Source organism: Salmonella sp. 2020_1459 (assembly GCF_043847915.1).
Lineage (GTDB): Bacteria > Pseudomonadota > Gammaproteobacteria > Enterobacterales > Enterobacteriaceae > Salmonella > Salmonella enterica.
Genome location: NZ_JBCMFA010000002.1, coordinates 521329 through 540075, shown reverse-complemented (window position 1 = coordinate 540075; position 18747 = coordinate 521329). Strand labels below are relative to the sequence as shown.

General features: G+C 53.8%; 18 protein-coding genes and 1 pseudogene. All 19 read left to right on the top strand.

The window, feature by feature from the left end; all coding sequences use genetic code 11:
• The first annotated feature begins 6 nt into the window (after positions 1-6).
• Positions 7-1863 carry a DNA mismatch repair endonuclease MutL gene (mutL, locus tag ACH0VJ_RS07570; protein WP_001122542.1) on the top strand — a complete coding sequence of 619 codons (1857 nt, stop codon included), beginning with the start codon at positions 7-9 and terminating at the stop codon, positions 1861-1863.
• Entirely contained in the window at positions 1856-2806 is a 951-nt protein-coding gene (miaA, locus tag ACH0VJ_RS07565) for a tRNA (adenosine(37)-N6)-dimethylallyltransferase MiaA (protein ID WP_001000737.1), read from the top strand. Before mutL ends, miaA begins: the two co-directional genes overlap by 8 nt.
• Before the next feature lie 82 nt (positions 2807-2888).
• Positions 2889-3197 carry an RNA chaperone Hfq gene (gene hfq / locus ACH0VJ_RS07560; RefSeq protein WP_001051875.1) on the top strand — a complete coding sequence of 103 codons (309 nt, stop codon included), beginning with the start codon at positions 2889-2891 and terminating at the stop codon, positions 3195-3197.
• Positions 3198-3268: 71 nt separating this feature from the next.
• Positions 3269-4549: a ribosome rescue GTPase HflX gene (hflX, locus tag ACH0VJ_RS07555; protein WP_000460337.1), complete on the top strand. Its 1281-nt coding sequence runs from the start codon at positions 3269-3271 to the stop codon at positions 4547-4549.
• Positions 4550-4763: 214 nt separating this feature from the next.
• Complete coding sequence (gene hflK, locus ACH0VJ_RS07550) at positions 4764-6023, top strand: FtsH protease activity modulator HflK (RefSeq protein WP_000312505.1); 1260 nt, start codon at positions 4764-4766, stop codon at positions 6021-6023.
• 2 nt (positions 6024-6025) lie between these two features.
• The gene (gene hflC / locus ACH0VJ_RS07545; protein ID WP_001232417.1) at positions 6026-7030 is read left to right on the top strand and encodes a protease modulator HflC; all 1005 of its coding nucleotides are present in this window, start codon (positions 6026-6028) and stop codon (positions 7028-7030) included.
• Positions 7031-7108: 78 nt separating this feature from the next.
• A complete protein-coding gene (locus ACH0VJ_RS07540) occupies positions 7109-7306 on the top strand; it encodes a DUF2065 family protein (protein ID WP_001089290.1) in 198 nt (65 codons plus the stop codon).
• Between the two features lie 102 nt (positions 7307-7408).
• Positions 7409-8707, top strand: a complete 1299-nt coding sequence (purA, locus tag ACH0VJ_RS07535) for an adenylosuccinate synthase (protein WP_000527972.1) — start codon at positions 7409-7411, stop codon at positions 8705-8707.
• 207 nt (positions 8708-8914) lie between these two features.
• Positions 8915-9340, top strand: a complete 426-nt coding sequence (nsrR, locus tag ACH0VJ_RS07530; protein ID WP_001177632.1) for a nitric oxide-sensing transcriptional repressor NsrR — start codon at positions 8915-8917, stop codon at positions 9338-9340.
• 37 nt (positions 9341-9377) lie between these two features.
• Positions 9378-11816: a ribonuclease R gene (gene rnr, locus ACH0VJ_RS07525; RefSeq protein WP_000076354.1), complete on the top strand. Its 2439-nt coding sequence runs from the start codon at positions 9378-9380 to the stop codon at positions 11814-11816.
• A gap of 90 nt (positions 11817-11906) precedes the next feature.
• Positions 11907-12638 (top strand): 23S rRNA (guanosine(2251)-2'-O)-methyltransferase RlmB, encoded by a 732-nt coding sequence (rlmB, locus tag ACH0VJ_RS07520; RefSeq protein ID WP_001293273.1) that lies wholly within the window; start codon positions 11907-11909, stop codon positions 12636-12638.
• A 131-nt stretch (positions 12639-12769) separates the two neighbouring features.
• Positions 12770-13174, top strand: coding sequence for a YjfI family protein (locus tag ACH0VJ_RS07515; protein WP_000312605.1), 405 nt, complete (start codon positions 12770-12772; stop codon positions 13172-13174).
• 14 nt (positions 13175-13188) lie between these two features.
• The gene (locus ACH0VJ_RS07510; RefSeq protein ID WP_000511974.1) at positions 13189-13887 is read left to right on the top strand and encodes a PspA/IM30 family protein; all 699 of its coding nucleotides are present in this window, start codon (positions 13189-13191) and stop codon (positions 13885-13887) included.
• Positions 13887-13988: pseudogene (locus tag ACH0VJ_RS07505) on the top strand (hypothetical protein); the annotation flags it as partial. The gene ACH0VJ_RS07510 and the pseudogene ACH0VJ_RS07505, both read left to right, overlap by 1 nt.
• A gap of 122 nt (positions 13989-14110) precedes the next feature.
• Positions 14111-14794 carry a YjfK family protein gene (locus ACH0VJ_RS07500; RefSeq protein WP_000090294.1) on the top strand — a complete coding sequence of 228 codons (684 nt, stop codon included), beginning with the start codon at positions 14111-14113 and terminating at the stop codon, positions 14792-14794.
• A gap of 17 nt (positions 14795-14811) precedes the next feature.
• Positions 14812-15210: a DUF350 domain-containing protein gene (locus tag ACH0VJ_RS07495; RefSeq protein ID WP_000547737.1), complete on the top strand. Its 399-nt coding sequence runs from the start codon at positions 14812-14814 to the stop codon at positions 15208-15210.
• A gap of 9 nt (positions 15211-15219) precedes the next feature.
• Positions 15220-15858 carry a DUF1190 domain-containing protein gene (locus ACH0VJ_RS07490; protein ID WP_001085594.1) on the top strand — a complete coding sequence of 213 codons (639 nt, stop codon included), beginning with the start codon at positions 15220-15222 and terminating at the stop codon, positions 15856-15858.
• Positions 15859-15860: 2 nt separating this feature from the next.
• Entirely contained in the window at positions 15861-17024 is a 1164-nt protein-coding gene (locus tag ACH0VJ_RS07485) for a glutathionylspermidine synthase family protein (RefSeq protein ID WP_000943930.1), read from the top strand.
• Positions 17025-17108: 84 nt separating this feature from the next.
• Entirely contained in the window at positions 17109-18731 is a 1623-nt protein-coding gene (locus tag ACH0VJ_RS07480; RefSeq protein WP_000118961.1) for an isovaleryl-CoA dehydrogenase, read from the top strand.
• Positions 18732-18747: the final 16 nt, after the last annotated feature.

The window sequence follows — 18747 nt, the reverse complement described above, 5'->3', positions numbered from 1 at the left end:
GATTTCATGCCGATTCAGGTTCTGCCGCCGCAGCTTGCGAACCAAATCGCCGCTGGCGAAGTGGTGGAACGCCCTGCGTCGGTTGTTAAAGAGCTGGTAGAGAATAGTCTGGATGCAGGCGCCACCCGCGTTGATATCGACATCGAGCGTGGCGGCGCGAAGCTTATTCGTATTCGCGACAATGGCTGCGGCATTAAAAAAGAGGAGCTGGCGCTGGCGCTGGCCCGTCATGCCACCAGTAAAATCGCCTCGCTTGACGATCTGGAAGCGATTATCAGTCTGGGATTTCGCGGCGAAGCGCTGGCCAGTATCAGTTCGGTCTCGCGTTTGACGCTAACGTCGCGCACGGCGGAGCAGGCGGAAGCCTGGCAGGCGTATGCGGAAGGGCGCGACATGGACGTGACGGTAAAACCCGCCGCGCACCCGGTCGGCACCACCCTGGAAGTTCTGGATCTCTTTTATAATACGCCCGCCCGGCGCAAATTCATGCGTACCGAAAAAACGGAATTTAATCACATCGATGAGATCATCCGTCGTATTGCATTGGCCCGTTTTGACGTCACGCTTAACCTGTCGCACAACGGCAAATTGGTACGGCAGTATCGCGCTGTCGCAAAGGACGGGCAAAAAGAGCGCCGGTTAGGCGCCATCTGCGGCACGCCGTTTCTCGAACAGGCACTGGCGATCGAGTGGCAGCATGGCGATCTGACCCTGCGCGGCTGGGTCGCCGATCCGAATCACACCACCACGGCGTTAACGGAGATCCAGTACTGCTATGTGAATGGCCGCATGATGCGCGACCGCTTGATCAACCATGCCATTCGCCAGGCCTGTGAAGATAAACTGGGCGCGGACCAACAGCCTGCGTTTGTGCTGTATCTGGAGATTGACCCGCATCAGGTGGATGTCAATGTTCATCCCGCCAAGCACGAAGTGCGTTTTCATCAATCCCGGCTGGTGCACGACTTCATCTATCAAGGGGTGCTGAGCGTTCTGCAACAGCAGACGGAAACGACGCTGCCGCTGGAGGACATTGCGCCAGCGCCGCGGCATGTCCCGGAAAACCGTATCGCCGCGGGGCGCAACCATTTTGCTGTACCCGCCGAGCCAACTGCGGCGCGCGAGCCCGCGACACCGCGTTATTCCGGCGGCGCATCGGGCGGCAACGGCGGGCGTCAGTCCGCAGGTGGTTGGCCGCACGCGCAGCCAGGGTATCAGAAGCAGCAGAGCGAGGTTTATCGCGCGCTTTTACAGACGCCGGCGACGAGCCCCGCGCCGGAGCCGGTTGCGCCTGCGCTTGACGGACATAGCCAGAGTTTCGGTCGCGTACTGACGATAGTCGGCGGTGACTGCGCGTTGCTGGAACACGCGGGGACTATCCAGCTCTTGTCGCTGCCGGTTGCGGAGCGTTGGCTGCGTCAGGCGCAGCTTACACCGGGTCAAAGTCCGGTTTGCGCGCAGCCGTTGCTGATTCCGCTGCGTTTAAAAGTGAGCGCCGATGAAAAAGCCGCGCTGCAAAAAGCCCAATCTTTGTTGGGAGAATTGGGTATTGAATTTCAGTCAGATGCGCAGCATGTGACCATTCGGGCGGTGCCTTTACCCTTACGACAACAAAATTTACAAATCTTGATTCCTGAACTGATAGGCTACCTGGCGCAACAGACCACATTTGCAACGGTCAATATTGCACAATGGATAGCGCGTAATGTGCAGAGCGAACATCCGCAGTGGTCGATGGCGCAGGCCATATCGCTGCTGGCGGATGTTGAGCGGCTATGTCCGCAGCTGGTAAAAGCGCCGCCGGGTGGCCTGTTACAACCTGTTGATTTACATTCGGCGATGAACGCCCTGAAGCATGAATGATGTAAGCAAGGCGAGCCTGCCTAAGGCGATATTTTTGATGGGGCCGACGGCCTCCGGCAAAACGGCGCTGGCGATAGAACTGCGTAAAGTTTTGCCAGTAGAGTTGATAAGCGTTGATTCCGCCCTCATTTATCGGGGAATGGATATTGGCACGGCTAAGCCGAATGCCGATGAGCTGAAAGCGGCGCCGCATCGACTGCTGGATATACGCGACCCGTCGCAGGCGTATTCGGCGGCGGATTTTCGCCGCGACGCGTTAGAGCAAATGGCGGAGATCACCGCTGCGGGGCGTATCCCGCTGTTAGTGGGCGGTACCATGCTGTATTTTAAGGCATTGCTGGAAGGGTTATCGCCGCTGCCTTCAGCAGATCCGGAAGTCAGATCCCGGATAGAGCAGCAAGCAGCGGAGCTTGGATGGGAGGCGTTGCATCAGCAACTTCAGGAGATAGATCCGGTTGCCGCCGCGCGAATTCATCCAAATGATCCGCAAAGACTTTCCCGGGCACTGGAAGTTTTTTTCATTTCGGGTAAAACTTTAACGGAGCTAACGCAAACGTCAGGAGACGCGCTACCGTACCAGGTGCATCAGTTCGCTATCGCCCCGGCGAGCCGTGAACTGCTCCATCAGCGCATTGAACTGCGTTTTCATCAGATGTTGGCTTCAGGTTTTGAAGCAGAAGTCCGGGCGCTTTTTGCCCGAGGAGATTTGCATACGGACTTGCCTTCCATCCGTTGTGTGGGATACCGCCAGATGTGGTCATACATTGAGGGCGAAATCTCATATGATGAAATGGTTTATAGAGGTGTTTGCGCCACGAGACAGTTGGCGAAGCGCCAGATGACCTGGTTGCGCGGTTGGGAAGGGGTGCGCTGGCTTGACAGTGAGAATCCCGATCGGGCGCGAAAAGAAGTATTACAGGTTGTTGGTGCTATCGCAGACTGAATGTGTACAATTGAGACGTATCGTGCGCAATTTTTCAGAATCGAAAGGTTCAAAGTACAAATAAGCATATAAGGAAAAGAGAATGGCTAAGGGGCAATCTTTACAAGATCCGTTCCTGAACGCATTGCGTCGGGAACGTGTTCCAGTTTCTATTTATTTGGTGAATGGTATTAAGCTGCAAGGTCAAATCGAGTCCTTTGATCAGTTCGTGATCCTGTTGAAAAACACGGTCAGCCAGATGGTTTATAAGCACGCGATTTCTACTGTTGTCCCGTCTCGCCCGGTTTCCCATCACAGCAACAATGCCGGTGGCGGCGCCAGCAATAACTACCATCACGGTAGCAACGCGCAGGGTTCTACTGCGCAACAGGACAGCGAAGAGACTGAATAAGTTCACGAGCTGTTTATCCATGTCGGGGGCGTCGGATAATCGCCCCCGCTGGTTATTAAGAGGGTTTACGCTTGTTTGACCGTTATGATGCCGGTGAGCAGGCGGTACTGGTACACATCTATTTTTCGCAAGACAAAGATATGGAAGACCTCCAGGAGTTTGAATCTCTGGTCTCTTCCGCCGGTGTCGAAGCAATGCAGGTGATTACCGGTAGCCGTAAAGCACCGCACCCGAAGTACTTTGTAGGTGAAGGTAAGGCAGTTGAAATTGCGGAAGCCGTGAAAGCGACTGGCGCAGCGGTCGTATTGTTTGATCATGCATTGAATCCAGCCCAGGAGCGAAACCTGGAGCGTTTGTGCGAGTGCCGGGTTATCGATCGCACCGGTCTTATCTTAGATATTTTTGCCCAACGTGCGCGTACCCATGAAGGTAAGTTGCAGGTTGAGCTGGCGCAGCTACGCCATCTGGCTACGCGTCTGGTGCGTGGCTGGACCCACCTTGAACGTCAGAAAGGCGGGATTGGTTTGCGCGGTCCGGGTGAAACCCAGCTCGAAACCGACCGTCGTTTACTGCGTAATCGCATTGTGCAGATTCAGTCGCGCCTGGAGAAAGTTGAGAAGCAACGTGAGCAGGGGCGGCAGTCGCGCATCAAGGCCGATGTTCCGACGGTATCGCTGGTGGGCTATACCAACGCCGGAAAATCCACCCTTTTTAATCAGATCACTGAAGCGCGGGTCTATGCGGCAGATCAGCTATTTGCGACGCTGGACCCGACGTTACGTCGTATTGATGTAGCGGATGTCGGTGAAACCGTTCTGGCGGATACGGTAGGCTTTATCCGCCATTTACCGCACGATCTGGTGGCTGCCTTTAAAGCTACCCTGCAGGAGACGCGTCAGGCGACGCTGCTGCTGCATGTGGTCGATGCGGCGGATGTTCGTGTGCAGGAAAACATCGAGGCGGTAAACACCGTTCTTGAAGAGATTGACGCTCACGAAATCCCCACCTTAATGGTGATGAACAAAATCGATATGCTGGACGACTTTGAACCGCGTATCGACAGAGATGAAGAGAATAAACCCATCCGCGTTTGGCTTTCAGCGCAAAGCGGCGTGGGGATACCACAGCTTTTTCAGGCTTTGACGGAGCGTCTTTCCGGCGAGGTGGCGCAGCATACGCTGCGTTTGCCGCCGCAGGAAGGGCGTCTGAGAAGCCGGTTTTATCAGCTTCAGGCAATAGAAAAAGAGTGGATGGAGGAAGACGGTAGCGTCAGTCTGCAGGTACGAATGCCGATTGTCGACTGGCGTCGCCTCTGTAAACAAGAACCGGCGTTGATCGAATACGTGATCTAGACGCGAAGTCATTCAGGTCGTATTGAGGCGGTAGCTGAGAGAATCTCAGGAGCTCACAACTAAGTGACCTGGGGTAAAAAAGCCGCCACTCAAGACGCAGCCTGAAAGATGATGTCTGTAACGGCGGTTAGTCTGAAGCATGGAGTAATTTCGCCTTATCCTCTGAGGTCGAAAGACAACGGGGATCACCGCATAACAAATATGGAGCACAAACATGGCGTGGAATCAGCCCGGTAATAACGGACAGGACCGCGACCCGTGGGGAAGCAGCAAACCTGGCAGCAACTCTGGGGGAAATGGAAACAAAGGTGGCCGCGATCAGGGACCTCCCGATCTGGATGATATCTTCCGTAAGCTGAGTAAAAAACTCGGTGGTTTTGGGGGCGGTAAAGGCACCGGTTCCGGCGGCGGTAGCTCATCGCAAGGCCCGCGTCCGCAACTGGGAGGCCGTATTGTCGCCATCGCGGCGGCGGCAGTAGTCATTATCTGGGCGGCCAGCGGCTTTTATACCATTAAAGAAGCCGAGCGCGGCGTTGTAACGCGTTTTGGTAAATTCAGCCATCTGGTAGAGCCAGGTCTGAACTGGAAGCCGACATTTATTGACGACGTTACGCCGGTGAACGTCGAAGCGGTGCGCGAACTGGCGGCGTCAGGCGTGATGCTGACGTCTGATGAAAACGTCGTGCGCGTTGAAATGAACGTGCAATACCGCGTCACCGATCCGCAGAAATATCTGTTTAGCGTGACCAGCCCGGACGATAGCCTGCGTCAGGCCACCGACAGCGCGCTGCGTGGCGTCATTGGTAAATACACGATGGATCGCATCCTGACCGAAGGCCGTACCGTTATTCGTAGCGATACCCAACGCGAGCTGGAAGAGACTATCAAACCGTACAACATGGGGATTACCCTGCTGGATGTGAACTTCCAGGCTGCGCGTCCGCCGGAAGAGGTGAAAGCCGCCTTTGACGACGCGATTGCCGCACGTGAAAACGAGCAGCAGTACATTCGTGAAGCGGAAGCGTATACCAACGAAGTTCAGCCGCGCGCCAACGGTCAGGCGCAGCGTATTCTGGAAGAGGCACGCGCCTATAAAACCCAGACTATCCTGGAAGCGCAGGGTGAAGTCGCCCGGTTTGCGAAGATTTTGCCGGAATATAAAGCCGCGCCGCAGATTACACGCGAGCGTCTGTATATTGAAACGATGGAAAAAGTGCTGAGCCATACCCGTAAAGTACTGGTTAACGACAAGAGCGGTAATTTAATGGTGCTGCCGTTAGATCAGATGCTGAAAGGCGGGAATGCGCCGGCGGCAAAGAGCGACAATAGCGCCAGCAACCTGCTGCGCCTGCCGCCGTCCACAAAGTCTAACGCCAGCGGAGCAAGCAACACGTCGTCCTCAAATCAGGGCGATATTATGGACCAACGCCGCGCGAATGCGCAGCGTAACGACTACCAGCGTCAGGGGGAATAACGATGCGTAAGTCAGTTATTGCGATTATCATCATCGTGCTGGTAGTGCTCTACATGTCCGTCTTTGTGGTCAAAGAGGGCGAGCGCGGCATTACGCTGCGTTTTGGTAAAGTTCTGCGTGACGATGAGAACAAACCGCTGGTTTACGCGCCGGGTCTGCACTTTAAGATCCCGTTTATTGAATCAGTGAAAATGCTTGATGCGCGTATCCAGACGATGGATAACCAGGCCGATCGCTTTGTGACTAAAGAGAAGAAAGACCTGATTGTCGACTCCTACATCAAATGGCGTATCAGCGACTTTAGCCGTTACTATCTGGCGACCGGCGGCGGCGATATTTCGCAAGCCGAAGTGCTGTTAAAACGTAAATTCTCGGACCGTTTGCGTTCTGAGATTGGTCGCCTGGACGTAAAAGACATCGTGACCGATTCTCGTGGTCGTCTGACACTGGAGGTGCGCGACGCGCTGAACTCCGGTTCAGCCGGTACCGATGATGAAGTAGCGACCCCGGCGGCGGATGACGCGATTGCCGAAGCGGCGGAACGCGTTACGGCGGAAACCAAAGGTAAAGTACCGGTCATCAACCCGAACAGTATGGCGGCGTTGGGTATCGAAGTGGTCGATGTGCGTATTAAGCAGATCAACCTGCCGACCGAGGTTTCTGAGGCGATTTACAACCGTATGCGCGCCGAGCGTGAAGCGGTCGCGCGTCGTCATCGCTCACAAGGTCAGGAAGAAGCGGAAAAACTGCGTGCGGCTGCTGACTATGAGGTGACGAAAACTCTGGCGGAAGCCGAGCGTCAGGGGCGTATCATGCGTGGTGAAGGTGATGCTGAAGCCGCGAAGCTGTTTGCCGACGCGTTCAGCCAGGACCCTGATTTCTACGCGTTCATTCGTAGTCTGCGCGCTTACGAGAAGAGCTTCGAAGGTAATCAGGACGTGATGGTACTGAGCCCGGACAGCGATTTCTTCCGCTACATGAAGACACCGAGTTCGACGACACGCTAAAATAGCGTCAGCGGTTTTAGACCAGCAAAACCACCGCATCCAAAGGATGCCGGTGGTTTTCTTTTATAAGGGCGATAAATGAATTCAACAATCTGGTTGGCGCTTGCTCTGGTATTAGTCCTCGAAGGGCTGGGACCGATGCTGTATCCCGGCGCATGGAAAAAAATGGTTTCGGCACTGGCGCAACTGCCGGAAAATGTTTTACGTCGTTTTGGCGGCGGACTTGTGGTCGCGGGAGTTGTGGTCTACTACATGTTGAGGAAAACGATTGGCTGAGCAAAAAGTGGTCGGATTTGCCGCAGATTGAGTGCAAAAAGTGCTGTATATCTGAAAAAGCGATGGTAGAATCCATTTTTAAGCAAACGGTGATTTTGAAAAATGGGTAACAACGTCGTCGTACTGGGCACCCAATGGGGTGACGAAGGTAAAGGAAAGATCGTCGATCTTCTGACTGAACGGGCTAAATATGTTGTACGCTACCAGGGCGGTCACAACGCAGGCCATACTCTCGTAATCAACGGTGAAAAAACCGTTCTCCATCTTATTCCATCAGGTATTCTTCGCGAGAATGTAACCAGCATCATCGGTAACGGTGTTGTGCTGTCTCCGAGCGCGCTGATGAAAGAGATGAAAGAACTGGAAGACCGTGGCATCCCCGTTCGTGAGCGTCTGCTACTGTCTGAAGCCTGTCCGCTGATCCTTGATTATCACGTTGCGCTGGATAACGCGCGTGAGAAAGCGCGTGGCGCGAAAGCGATCGGCACCACCGGTCGTGGAATCGGGCCTGCTTATGAAGATAAAGTGGCACGTCGCGGTCTGCGTGTTGGTGACCTTTTCGACAAAGAAACCTTCGCTGAAAAACTGAAAGAAGTGATGGAATATCACAACTTCCAGTTGGTTAACTACTACAAAGCTGAAGCGGTTGATTACCAGAAAGTTCTGGATGATACGATGGCTGTTGCCGACATCCTGACTTCTATGGTTGTTGACGTTTCGGACCTGCTCGACCAGGCGCGTCAGCGTGGCGATTTCGTCATGTTTGAAGGTGCGCAGGGTACCCTGCTGGATATCGACCACGGTACTTATCCGTACGTAACTTCTTCTAACACCACTGCAGGTGGCGTGGCGACCGGTTCCGGCCTGGGCCCGCGTTATGTTGATTACGTTCTGGGTATCCTCAAAGCTTACTCCACTCGCGTAGGTGCGGGTCCGTTCCCGACCGAACTGTTTGATGAAACCGGCGAGTTCCTCTGCAAGCAGGGTAACGAATATGGCGCTACTACCGGCCGTCGTCGTCGTACCGGCTGGCTGGACACCGTTGCCGTTCGTCGTGCGGTACAGCTGAACTCCCTGTCTGGCTTCTGCCTGACCAAACTGGACGTGCTGGATGGCCTGAAAGAGGTGAAACTCTGCGTGGCTTATCGTATGCCGGATGGTCGCGAAGTGACTACCACTCCGCTGGCAGCTGACGACTGGAAAGGTGTAGAGCCGATTTACGAAACCATGCCGGGCTGGTCTGAATCCACCTTCGGCGTGAAAGATCGTAGCGGCCTGCCGCAGGCGGCGCTGAACTACATCAAACGTATCGAAGAACTGACCGGCGTGCCGATTGATATTATTTCTACCGGCCCCGATCGTACTGAGACGATGATTCTGCGCGACCCGTTCGACGCGTAAATCTGGTACGCCTGGCAGATATTTTGCTTGCCGGGCTAACAGTGTGATACATTGCTGTGTCGGGTAAGCCATTACGCTATCCGACACAGTGCTAAATCCTCGCTTTTTTCCTTCCCCGAACTGAAATAAATTAGCGACACAGCTTGTGGCTGGTTTATCATCAATACAGATAAGTTATATCCCGTTTTCCCTTTTCCTGAGGTTGATGTGCAGTTAACGAGTTTCACCGATTACGGCTTACGTGCGCTAATCTATATGGCGTCGTTACCAGATGGACGAATGACCAGCATTTCTGAGGTGACAGAAGTCTACGGCGTGTCCCGTAATCATATGGTCAAAATTATCAATCAGCTTAGCCGGGCGGGCTTTGTCACCGCCGTTCGGGGAAAAAATGGCGGTATCCGCCTGGGTAAACCGGCTAATACTATTTGTATTGGCGATGTGGTGCGTGAGCTGGAACCCTTATCACTGGTCAACTGTAGCAGCGAATTTTGCCACATCACCCCTGCCTGTCGTCTGAAACAGGCGCTTTCTAAGGCCGTGCAGAGTTTTCTCAAGGAGCTGGATAACTACACGCTTGCCGATTTGGTTGAAGAGAATCAACCGCTTTATAAATTATTACTGGTGGAGTGAAGTAAACTTCATTAGAGATGACAATGGAGGAACCTCAATGTCACAAGATCCTTTCCAGGAACGCGAAGCAGAAAAATACGCGAATCCTATCCCGAGCCGGGAATTTATCCTCGAACATTTAACGAAACGTGAAAAACCGGCCAGTCGCGAAGAACTGGCCGTAGAACTGAATATTGAAGGCGAAGAGCAGCTTGAAGCCTTGCGTCGCCGCCTGCGCGCGATGGAGCGCGACGGACAACTGGTCTTTACCCGCCGCCAGTGCTATGCGCTGCCGGAACGCCTCGACCTGCTGAAAGGCACCGTGATCGGTCATCGTGACGGTTACGGTTTCTTACGTGTCGAAGGCCGCAAAGACGATCTGTATCTTTCCAGCGAGCAGATGAAAACCTGTATTCATGGCGATCAGGTGCTGGCGCAGCCGCTGGGCGCCGATCGTAAAGGTCGCCGCGAAGCGCGTATCGTCCGTGTACTGGTACCGAAAACCAGTCAGATAGTCGGGCGTTATTTCACCGATGCGGGCGTCGGCTTTGTGGTGCCGGACGACAGCCGTCTCAGCTTCGACATTCTTATCCCGCCAGAAGACGTCATGGGCGCGCGGATGGGGTTCGTGGTCGTGGTTGAACTGACCCAACGTCCAACTCGCCGTACTAAAGCGGTAGGGAAAATCGTCGAAGTGCTGGGCGACAATATGGGCACCGGTATGGCGGTTGATATGGCGCTGCGTACCCATGAAATACCTTACATCTGGCCGCAGGCGGTAGAGCAGCAGGTCGCCGGGCTGAAAGAAGAGGTGCCGGAAGAGGCGAAAGTCGGTCGTGTCGATCTGCGCGATTTGCCGCTGGTCACTATTGATGGCGAAGATGCCCGTGACTTTGACGACGCGGTTTACTGTGAGAAAAAACGCGGCGGCGGCTGGCGTTTGTGGGTCGCTATTGCTGACGTGAGCTATTATGTACGGCCGCCAACGCCGTTGGATCGCGAGGCGCGCAATCGCGGCACGTCGGTTTACTTCCCGTCACAGGTTGTCCCAATGTTGCCGGAGGTGCTCTCCAACGGCCTGTGTTCGCTAAACCCGCAGGTTGACAGGCTGTGTATGGTCTGTGAAATGACCATCTCGGCGAAAGGTCGGCTGACCGGCTACAAATTCTATGAAGCGGTGATGAGCTCCCATGCGCGTCTGACCTATACCAAAGTCTGGCATATGCTGCAGGGCGATCAGGATCTGCGTGAACAATATGCGCCGCTGGTGAAGCATATTGAAGAGCTGCACAACCTCTACAAAGTGCTGGATAAAGCGCGTGAAGAGCGCGGGGGGATCTCGTTTGAGAGCGAAGAGGCGAAGTTTATCTTTAACGCCGATCGTCGCATTGAGCGTATCGAACAGACCCAGCGTAATGACGCGCATAAGCTTATCGAAGAGTGCATGATCATGGCGAATATCTCGGCGGCGCGCTTTGTCGAAAAAGCTAAAGAGCCGGCGTTATTCCGTATTCATGATAAGCCCACCACCGAAGCGATCACCTCATTCCGCTCCGTACTGGCGGAGCTGGGGTTGGAGCTGCCGGGCGGAAATAAACCGGAACCGCGCGATTATGCCGAACTGCTTGAATCGATTGCCGACCGGCCGGACGCCGAAATGCTGCAAACTATGCTGCTGCGTTCAATGAAGCAGGCGATTTACGATCCGGAAAACCGCGGGCACTTTGGCCTGGCGTTGCAGTCTTATGCGCACTTTACCTCGCCGATTCGCCGCTATCCGGATCTTTCTTTGCACCGCGCCATTAAGTACCTGCTGGCGAAAGAGCAAGGGAACAAGGGCAACACCACAGAAACGGGCGGTTATCACTACTCGATGGAAGAGATGTTGCAGCTCGGCCAGCACTGTTCGATGGCGGAACGCCGCGCTGATGAAGCGACGCGTGATGTCTCCGACTGGCTGAAATGTGACTTTATGCTGGATCAGGTAGGCAACGTCTTTAAGGGCGTGATTGCCAGCGTCACCGGTTTCGGCTTCTTTGTCCGTCTTGATGAACTGTTTATCGATGGGCTGGTACACGTTTCCTCACTGGATAACGATTACTATCGCTTCGATCAGGTAGGGCAACGTCTGATTGGCGAGTCCGGCGGGCAGACATATCGCCTGGGCGACCGGGTCGAGGTACGCGTCGAAGCGGTGAATATGGACGAACGGAAAATTGACTTTAGCCTGATCTCCAGCGAGCGCGCACCGCGTAACGTCGGCAAAACGGCGCGTGAAAAAGCGAAAAAAGGTGAAAGTAAAAACGCCGGTAAACGTCGTCAGGTAGGTAAAAAAGTTAACTTCGAGCCTGATAGCGCCTTCCGCGGCGAGAAAAAAGCGAAGCCGAAAGCAGCGAAGAAAGACGCGAGAAAAGCAAAAAAGCCATCGGCTAAAACGCAGAAAATAGCCGCAGCGACCAAAGCGAAGCGTGCGGCGAAGAAAAAAGCGGCAGAGTGAGCAATACCCTCTTCAAACAGAAGAGGGTGAATTATCTGTAGGCCGGGCAAGCGTAGCGCCCCCGGCAAAACGTAAACAACGAGTACATTAATGAGCGAAATGATTTACGGCATCCACGCAGTGCAGGCCCTGCTGGAGCGCGCCCCTGAACGTTTTCAGGAAGTCTTTATTTTAAAAGGCCGTGAAGATAAACGTCTGTTGCCGCTGATTCACGCCCTTGAGTCCCAGGGCGTGGTTATCCAGCTGGCAAACCGCCAATATCTCGACGAGAAAAGCGACGGTGCCGTGCATCAGGGTATTATCGCTCGCGTGAAACCAGGCCGGCAGTATCAGGAAAACGATCTGCCGGATCTGATCGCATTACACGATCGCCCCTTTTTGTTGATCCTCGATGGCGTCACCGATCCGCATAATCTTGGCGCCTGTCTGCGCAGCGCCGATGCCGCAGGCGTACATGCGGTAATCGTGCCGAAAGACCGCTCCGCGCAACTTAACGCGACGGCGAAGAAAGTCGCCTGCGGCGCAGCGGAAAGCGTGCCATTGATCCGCGTCACCAACCTGGCGCGCACGATGCGCATGTTGCAGGAAGAGAATATCTGGATTGTCGGAACGGCGGGCGAGGCTGACCATACGCTGTATCAGAGCAAAATGCCTGGCCGCATGGCGCTGGTCATGGGCGCAGAAGGTGAAGGTATACGTCGTCTGACCCGTGAGCACTGCGATGAGCTGATCAGCATTCCTATGGCCGGTAGCGTGTCGTCGCTGAATGTCTCTGTTGCGACCGGGATTTGTCTGTTTGAAGCCGTTCGCCAGCGAACCTGACGCTAATAGTATTTTTTAAGAAAAAACCATCCATAATCGGATGGTTTTTTTTTATCTCTGGCTGGTAATATAAAAAGAAAAACCTACCCTGTAATTTCTTTTATTTATAAAAATGAGATAGAGATAAAAATATGGCATGGACTCCACGGACGCTGGCGGATGCATTAAACAACATCGCCGAATTAGATATTGATATAGAAAATAATGAATCCTCATTAATAATAAAAATGAATGATTATGGCGATTTACCACTGGCGGTTTTATTTACCTCGCAACAAATAGTTATCGAGACTTATATCTGTCCGGTAAATACGATTAGAGATACCGCGGAATTTAATCTTTTCTTACTGAGAAATCAGAAGGTTTTACCGCTGTCTTCGGTCGGTATTACCCAGGTAAAACAGGAGGAATATTATGTCGCTTTTGGCGCGCTGTCGTTAAATTCGTCGCTTGCCGACGTGACGCTGGAAATCACCACGCTTGTAGAAAATGCGTTGGATATCGCTGAAATAACACAAGTCTATTCACAGGAATAATACAGGCGGCTTACATGGGAATTTTAAAAAGTTTGTTCACGTTAGGTAAATCATTCGTTGCTCAGGCAGAAGACGCCATTGATGAAGCACAGGGTGTACGTATGCTGGAGCAGCATATTCGCGACGCAAAAGCCGAGCTGGATAAAGCGGGTAAATCCAGAGTGGATTTATTGGCGCGGGTGAAGTTAAGCCATGACAAGCTGAATGATTTACGTGAGCGTAAAGCCAGCCTTGAAACACGGGCGTTGGCGGCAATGAGTAAGAATGTCGACGCCGCTTTACTCAACGAAGTGGCGGAAGAAATAGCCCGTCTGGAAAATGCCATTCTTGCCGAAGAACAGGTGCTGACTAATCTGGAAGCCTCTCGTGATGCGGTGGAGAAGGCCGTAACGGCGACAGGCCAGCGGATTGCGCAGTTTGAGCAGCAACTTGAAGTGGTTAAGGCGACAGAAGCCATGCAGCGCGCGCAGCAGGCGGTGACGACGTCGACCGTCGGAGCCGCGTCGAATGTGTCTACGGCGGCGGAGTCGCTTAAACGTTTACAAACGCGTCAGGCTGAACGCCAGGCCCGGCTGGATGCCGCCGCGCAGCTGGAAAAAGTCGCCGATGGACGCGACCTGGATGAAAAACTGGCGCAGGCCGGCATTGGCGCAACCAATAAAAGCAATGCTCAGGATGTGTTGGCGCGTTTACAGCGTCAACAAGGCGAATAATGCTCTTTACGTGGATGGTCAAAACCTGCCAGCGTCATTTGTCCAGACTGACCTGGCCCGCTTTGCTGGGCCTGTTTATCGGGCAGTATCTGCTTTGTTATTGGTAGCGCGAAAGCGCGCTACCGTGCTGAGCTTCGTCGCTTTCATACGAGACGGCACATGAATGCGCGATCTCAAATGGCATTATGCCCAACGACAATCGCATTCTGGCTGAAGAGGTCGCATGGCAAGAGATAGAGGTTCCCCTATGATGCAATTTTTTCAGCGTTTGCTCGGTAAAACAAGCGCGCCAGCGCCGATTCGCGGACCATTAGGATTACATCTTAACGCCGGTTTCACGCTGGATACGCTGGCATTCCGGCTACTGGAGTCGTCGTTGCTGGTGGAGCTACCGGGTGAAAAATACACTGTCGCGGCAGCGAGTCGTATAGATTTAGGCGGCGGCAGTCAGATTTTTCGCTACTATACCTCGGGCGATGAGTTTTTGCAAATTAACACCACTGGCGGCACGGATGTTGACGACATTGATGACATCAAACTTTTTGTATATGAGGAAAGTTTCGGTATTAACGAGGAACGTCACTGGCGTTCAGCCATTGCGCCAGCGGCAATAGGGCCGATGACGCTCAACTGGCAAGAACGGCGCTGGCAGCGCTTTTTTAACCATGAAGAGCCGGGCAATATTGAACCTGTCTACATGCTGGAAAAGGTTGAAAATCAGCAGGCAGAGAAATGGGACGTTCACAATTTTACGATGGGCTTCCAGCGCCAGGTGACGGATGACGCCTGGGAGTATCTTCTATTGAACGGGGAAGAATCATTTAACGAGCGCGGTGAGCCTGAATGGGTGTTTTCACGCGCCCTCGGCGTGGATATCCCGCTCACTTCACTGACGGTTATTGGTTAAGCACATACAGGGAAATTATGCATATACTGGACGCATTACTGGCTTTCTGCGCCTATTTTTTTATTGGCGCGGCAATGGTCATTGTATTTCTTTTTATTTACTCAAAGATAACGCCGCATAATGAATGGCAGCTGATAAAAAATAACAATACTGCGGCATCGCTGGCCTTTAGCGGTACGTTGCTGGGCTATGTCATCCCCTTATCCAGCGCGGCGATAAACTCGGTCAGTATCCCGGACTATTTTGCCTGGGGCGGCATTGCGCTGGTGATTCAACTGCTGATTTATGGTTGCGTAAGGTTATACATGCCTACGCTGAGCGAAAAAATTATTCATCACAACGTGGCGGCGGGGCTATTTATGGGAACCGCAGCGCTGGCTGGCGGTATTTTTAACGCTGCCTGTATGACATGGTAACGGAAGATCATGGCAAAAAAACGAAAATCCAGAAGCACATCCGGCGTAGGCCATTCGGCAATAAGACGAATAGCCGAACCGGTTAATCCCTTTGAGCGGCAACGAAATCGCTACACGCCAAAATGCCTGACGCTGGCGATTATGGGTGGAGCGGCCTTTTTTCTCCTGAAAGGGTGCGGTGATGGCGGCAATACTGACAAGGACGGCGATGGGACGTTTTACGCCACGGTGAACGACTGTATCGACGATGGCAACAGTGCCAGCGTTTGCGCTGACGGTTGGAATAATGCGAAAACAGAATTTTACGCTAATGTGCCTAAGCAATTGACGCAGGAGCGCTGTCAGTCGCAGTTTGGCGATTGTTACTTTGATATCACCGAGCGGAGCTGGGTTCCGGTATTAAGCGGCTTTTTACTCAGCCGCGCGATTCGTCAGAACCGTGATGAACAATACATCTATAGCAGCGGCGGTTCATCTTACGTCTCCCGTCCCGTCTGGCGCACCACATCCGGCGATTATGCGTGGCGCAGCGGCACAGGGAAAAGCGATACCGTGACCAGCCCTGGTTATATCACACGGAAAGCGTCCACCGTCTCCCGCGGCGGCTATGGCCGTTCTTCCAGCGCCCGCGGGCACTGGGGAGGCTAACCATGCTACGACACAACGTACCGATACGCCGGGATCTGGATAAGATCGCCTGCGATCACGGTTTTGACTTTCATGTTATCGATAACGAAATTTACTGGGATGAAAGCCGGGCCTACCGTTTTACATTACGGCAAATTGAAGAACAGATCGAAAAACCGACCGCAGAGCTTCATCAGATGTGTCTGGAGATTGTCGAGCGGGCCGTCCGGGATGAGCAGATCATGCAGCAGCTGGCGATCCCGCCATTGTACTGGGATGTCATCGCCGAAAGTTGGCGCAGCCGCGATCCTTCGCTTTACGGGCGGATGGATTTCGTCTGGTGCGGCAAAGATCCGGTTAAATTGCTGGAATACAATGCGGATACGCCGACGTCGCTCTATGAGTCCTCCTACTTTCAATGGCTATGGCTGGAGGATGCTCGTCGTAGCGGCGCCATCCCGCGTGATGCCGATCAATACAACGCGATACAGGAGCGGCTGATCGCCCGCTTCAGCGAGCTGTACAGCCGGGAACCGCTCTACTTTTGCTGTTGTGAAGATACCGACGAAGATCGCACGACGGTGCTGTACCTTCAGGATTGCGCGCAGCAGGCGGGCCAGGAAACGCGATTTATCTATATTGAAGAACTGGGACTTGGCGTAGGCGGTGTGCTGACCGATCTGGACGATAACGTGATTCGCCGCGCCTTTAAGCTCTACCCGCTGGAATGGATGATGCGCGATGACAACGGCCCGCTGTTGCGAAAACGTCGTGAGCAATGGATTGAGCCATTGTGGAAAAGTATTCTGAGTAACAAAGGGCTGTTGCCGTTATTGTGGCGCTTTTTCCCTGGCCATCCGAATCTGCTGCCGGCCTGGTTTGAGGGCGAAAAATCGCTCGCAGCGCCAGGCGAAAGCAGCGTACGGAAGCCGATTTATTCACGTGAAGGCGGCAACGTCACGATTTTCGACGAGCGGCAAAATGTTATCGATCATGCCGACGGCGACTACGCTGACGAGCCGATGATTTACCAGGCGTTTCAGCCTTTGCCGCGCTTTGGCGATAGCTATACGCTGATTGGCAGTTGGATCATTGACGATGAAGCCTCCGGGATGGGGATTCGCGAGGACAATACGCTAATTACCAAAGACACTTCCCGTTTCGTCCCACATTATATTGCCGGTTAATCATACTTTTGTGATCTTGCTCTGGCGTCAATGGCGCAGTCATGACCATACTTGACTGCAGCGCCATTGAAGGAGGGAGACACCATGTCCTGGCAAACACATACCGTCTTTAATCAACCTGCTCCGCTCAATAACAGTAACTTATTCCTGTCTGATGGCGCGCTGTGTGAAGCGGTTTCCCGGGAAGGCGCGGGATGGGATAGCGATCTTCTCGCCAGCATTGGCCAACAACTGGGAACGGCGGAATCACTGGAGCTGGGTCGTCTGGCGAACGCGCATCCTCCTGAGTTGCTGCGTTACGATCCCCAGGGACAGCGTCTGGATGACGTTCGCTTTCATCCCGCCTGGCACCTGTTGATGCAGGGGCTTTGCGCTAATCGGGTACATAACCTGGCCTGGGAGGAAGAGGCAAGGGCGGGAAGTTTTGTCGCCCGGGCGGCGCGTTTTGTATTACATGCTCAGGTAGAAGCGGGAACACTCTGTCCTGTCACGATGACCTTTGCCGCGACACCGTTGCTATTGCAGATGCTTCCCGCCACTTTCCATGACTGGCTGGCGCCGCTGCGCAGCGATCGCTACGATTCACATTTGCTGCCGGGCGGGCAAAAACGGGGCCTGCTCATCGGCATGGGAATGACGGAAAAGCAGGGCGGATCGGACGTACTCAGTAATACGACCCACGCGGAGCGGCTGGCGGATGATTCATATCGGCTGGTGGGACATAAATGGTTTTTCTCTGTGCCGCAAAGTGATGCGCACCTCGTGCTGGCGCAGGCAAAAGGAGGACTATCCTGTTTCTTTGTGCCGCGTTTCCTGCCAGACGGGCAACGGAACTCTGTTCGTCTTGAGCGCCTGAAAGATAAACTCGGTAATCGATCTAATGCCAGCGCCGAAGTCGAGTTTCAGGATGCCGTCGGCTGGCGGCTGGGAGAAGAGGGCGAAGGGATTCGGCATATCTTAAAGATAGGCGGTATGACGCGTCTTGATTGCGCGCTCGGGAGTCATGGCTTAATGCGGCGCGCATTTTCAGTCGCCATTTACCATGCTCATCAGCGTCAGGCTTTTGGTAAGCCGCTGATCGAACAACCGTTGATGCGACAAACCTTAAGTCGTATGGCGCTATGCCTGGAGGGGCAGACGGCGCTTTTGTTTCGGCTGGCGCGCGCCTGGGAGCAACGTCGCGAGGCGAAAGAGGCATTATGGGCGCGATTATTCACGCCAGCGGCGAAATTCGCCATCTGTAAGCAGGGAATCCCTTTTGTGGCTGAGGCGATGGAGGTTCTCGGCGGGATGGGGTATTGCGAAGAGAGCGAACTCCCGCGCCTGTACCGTGAAATGCCGGTGAACAGTATCTGGGAAGGTTCCGGCAATATCATGTGTCTGGATGTACTTCGGGTGCTGACAAAACAACACGGCGTCTATGACGTATTGAGTGAAGCTTTTGCGGAAGTCAAAGGTCAGGATCGCCATTACGACCGCGCGGTACGCCAGCTACAGCAACGTTTACGCAAACCGGACGAAGCAATGGGCAGAGAGATTACGCAGCAGCTTTTCCTGCTGGGGTGCGGAGCGGAAATGCTGCGTCATGCCTCGCCGCCGCTGGCGCAAGCGTGGTGTCAGATGATGCTGGATACACGCGGCGAAATGCCGCTGCCTGCCCAGGTGCAAAATGATTTACTGTTAAGGGCGACCGGGGGACTGCGGTAACGTTTGACCTGTAGTA

Bases quoted from the DNA above. Each gene is read 5' to 3' on its own strand.
- mutL (WP_001122542.1), top strand. From the start codon at position 7: ATGCCGATTCAGGTTCTGCCGCCGCAGCTTGCGAACCAAATCGCCGCT.
- miaA (WP_001000737.1), top strand. From the start codon at position 1,856: ATGAATGATGTAAGCAAGGCGAGCCTGCCTAAGGCGATATTTTTGATG.
- hfq (WP_001051875.1), top strand. From the start codon at position 2,889: ATGGCTAAGGGGCAATCTTTACAAGATCCGTTCCTGAACGCATTGCGT.
- hflK (WP_000312505.1), top strand. From the start codon at position 4,764: ATGGCGTGGAATCAGCCCGGTAATAACGGACAGGACCGCGACCCGTGG.
- hflC (WP_001232417.1), top strand. From the start codon at position 6,026: ATGCGTAAGTCAGTTATTGCGATTATCATCATCGTGCTGGTAGTGCTC.
- ACH0VJ_RS07540 (WP_001089290.1), top strand. From the start codon at position 7,109: ATGAATTCAACAATCTGGTTGGCGCTTGCTCTGGTATTAGTCCTCGAA.
- purA (WP_000527972.1), top strand. From the start codon at position 7,409: ATGGGTAACAACGTCGTCGTACTGGGCACCCAATGGGGTGACGAAGGT.
- rnr (WP_000076354.1), top strand. From the start codon at position 9,378: ATGTCACAAGATCCTTTCCAGGAACGCGAAGCAGAAAAATACGCGAAT.
- rlmB (WP_001293273.1), top strand. From the start codon at position 11,907: ATGAGCGAAATGATTTACGGCATCCACGCAGTGCAGGCCCTGCTGGAG.
- ACH0VJ_RS07515 (WP_000312605.1), top strand. From the start codon at position 12,770: ATGGCATGGACTCCACGGACGCTGGCGGATGCATTAAACAACATCGCC.
- ACH0VJ_RS07510 (WP_000511974.1), top strand. From the start codon at position 13,189: ATGGGAATTTTAAAAAGTTTGTTCACGTTAGGTAAATCATTCGTTGCT.
- ACH0VJ_RS07500 (WP_000090294.1), top strand. From the start codon at position 14,111: ATGGCAAGAGATAGAGGTTCCCCTATGATGCAATTTTTTCAGCGTTTG.
- ACH0VJ_RS07495 (WP_000547737.1), top strand. From the start codon at position 14,812: ATGCATATACTGGACGCATTACTGGCTTTCTGCGCCTATTTTTTTATT.
- ACH0VJ_RS07490 (WP_001085594.1), top strand. From the start codon at position 15,220: ATGGCAAAAAAACGAAAATCCAGAAGCACATCCGGCGTAGGCCATTCG.
- ACH0VJ_RS07485 (WP_000943930.1), top strand. From the start codon at position 15,861: ATGCTACGACACAACGTACCGATACGCCGGGATCTGGATAAGATCGCC.
- ACH0VJ_RS07480 (WP_000118961.1), top strand. From the start codon at position 17,109: ATGTCCTGGCAAACACATACCGTCTTTAATCAACCTGCTCCGCTCAAT.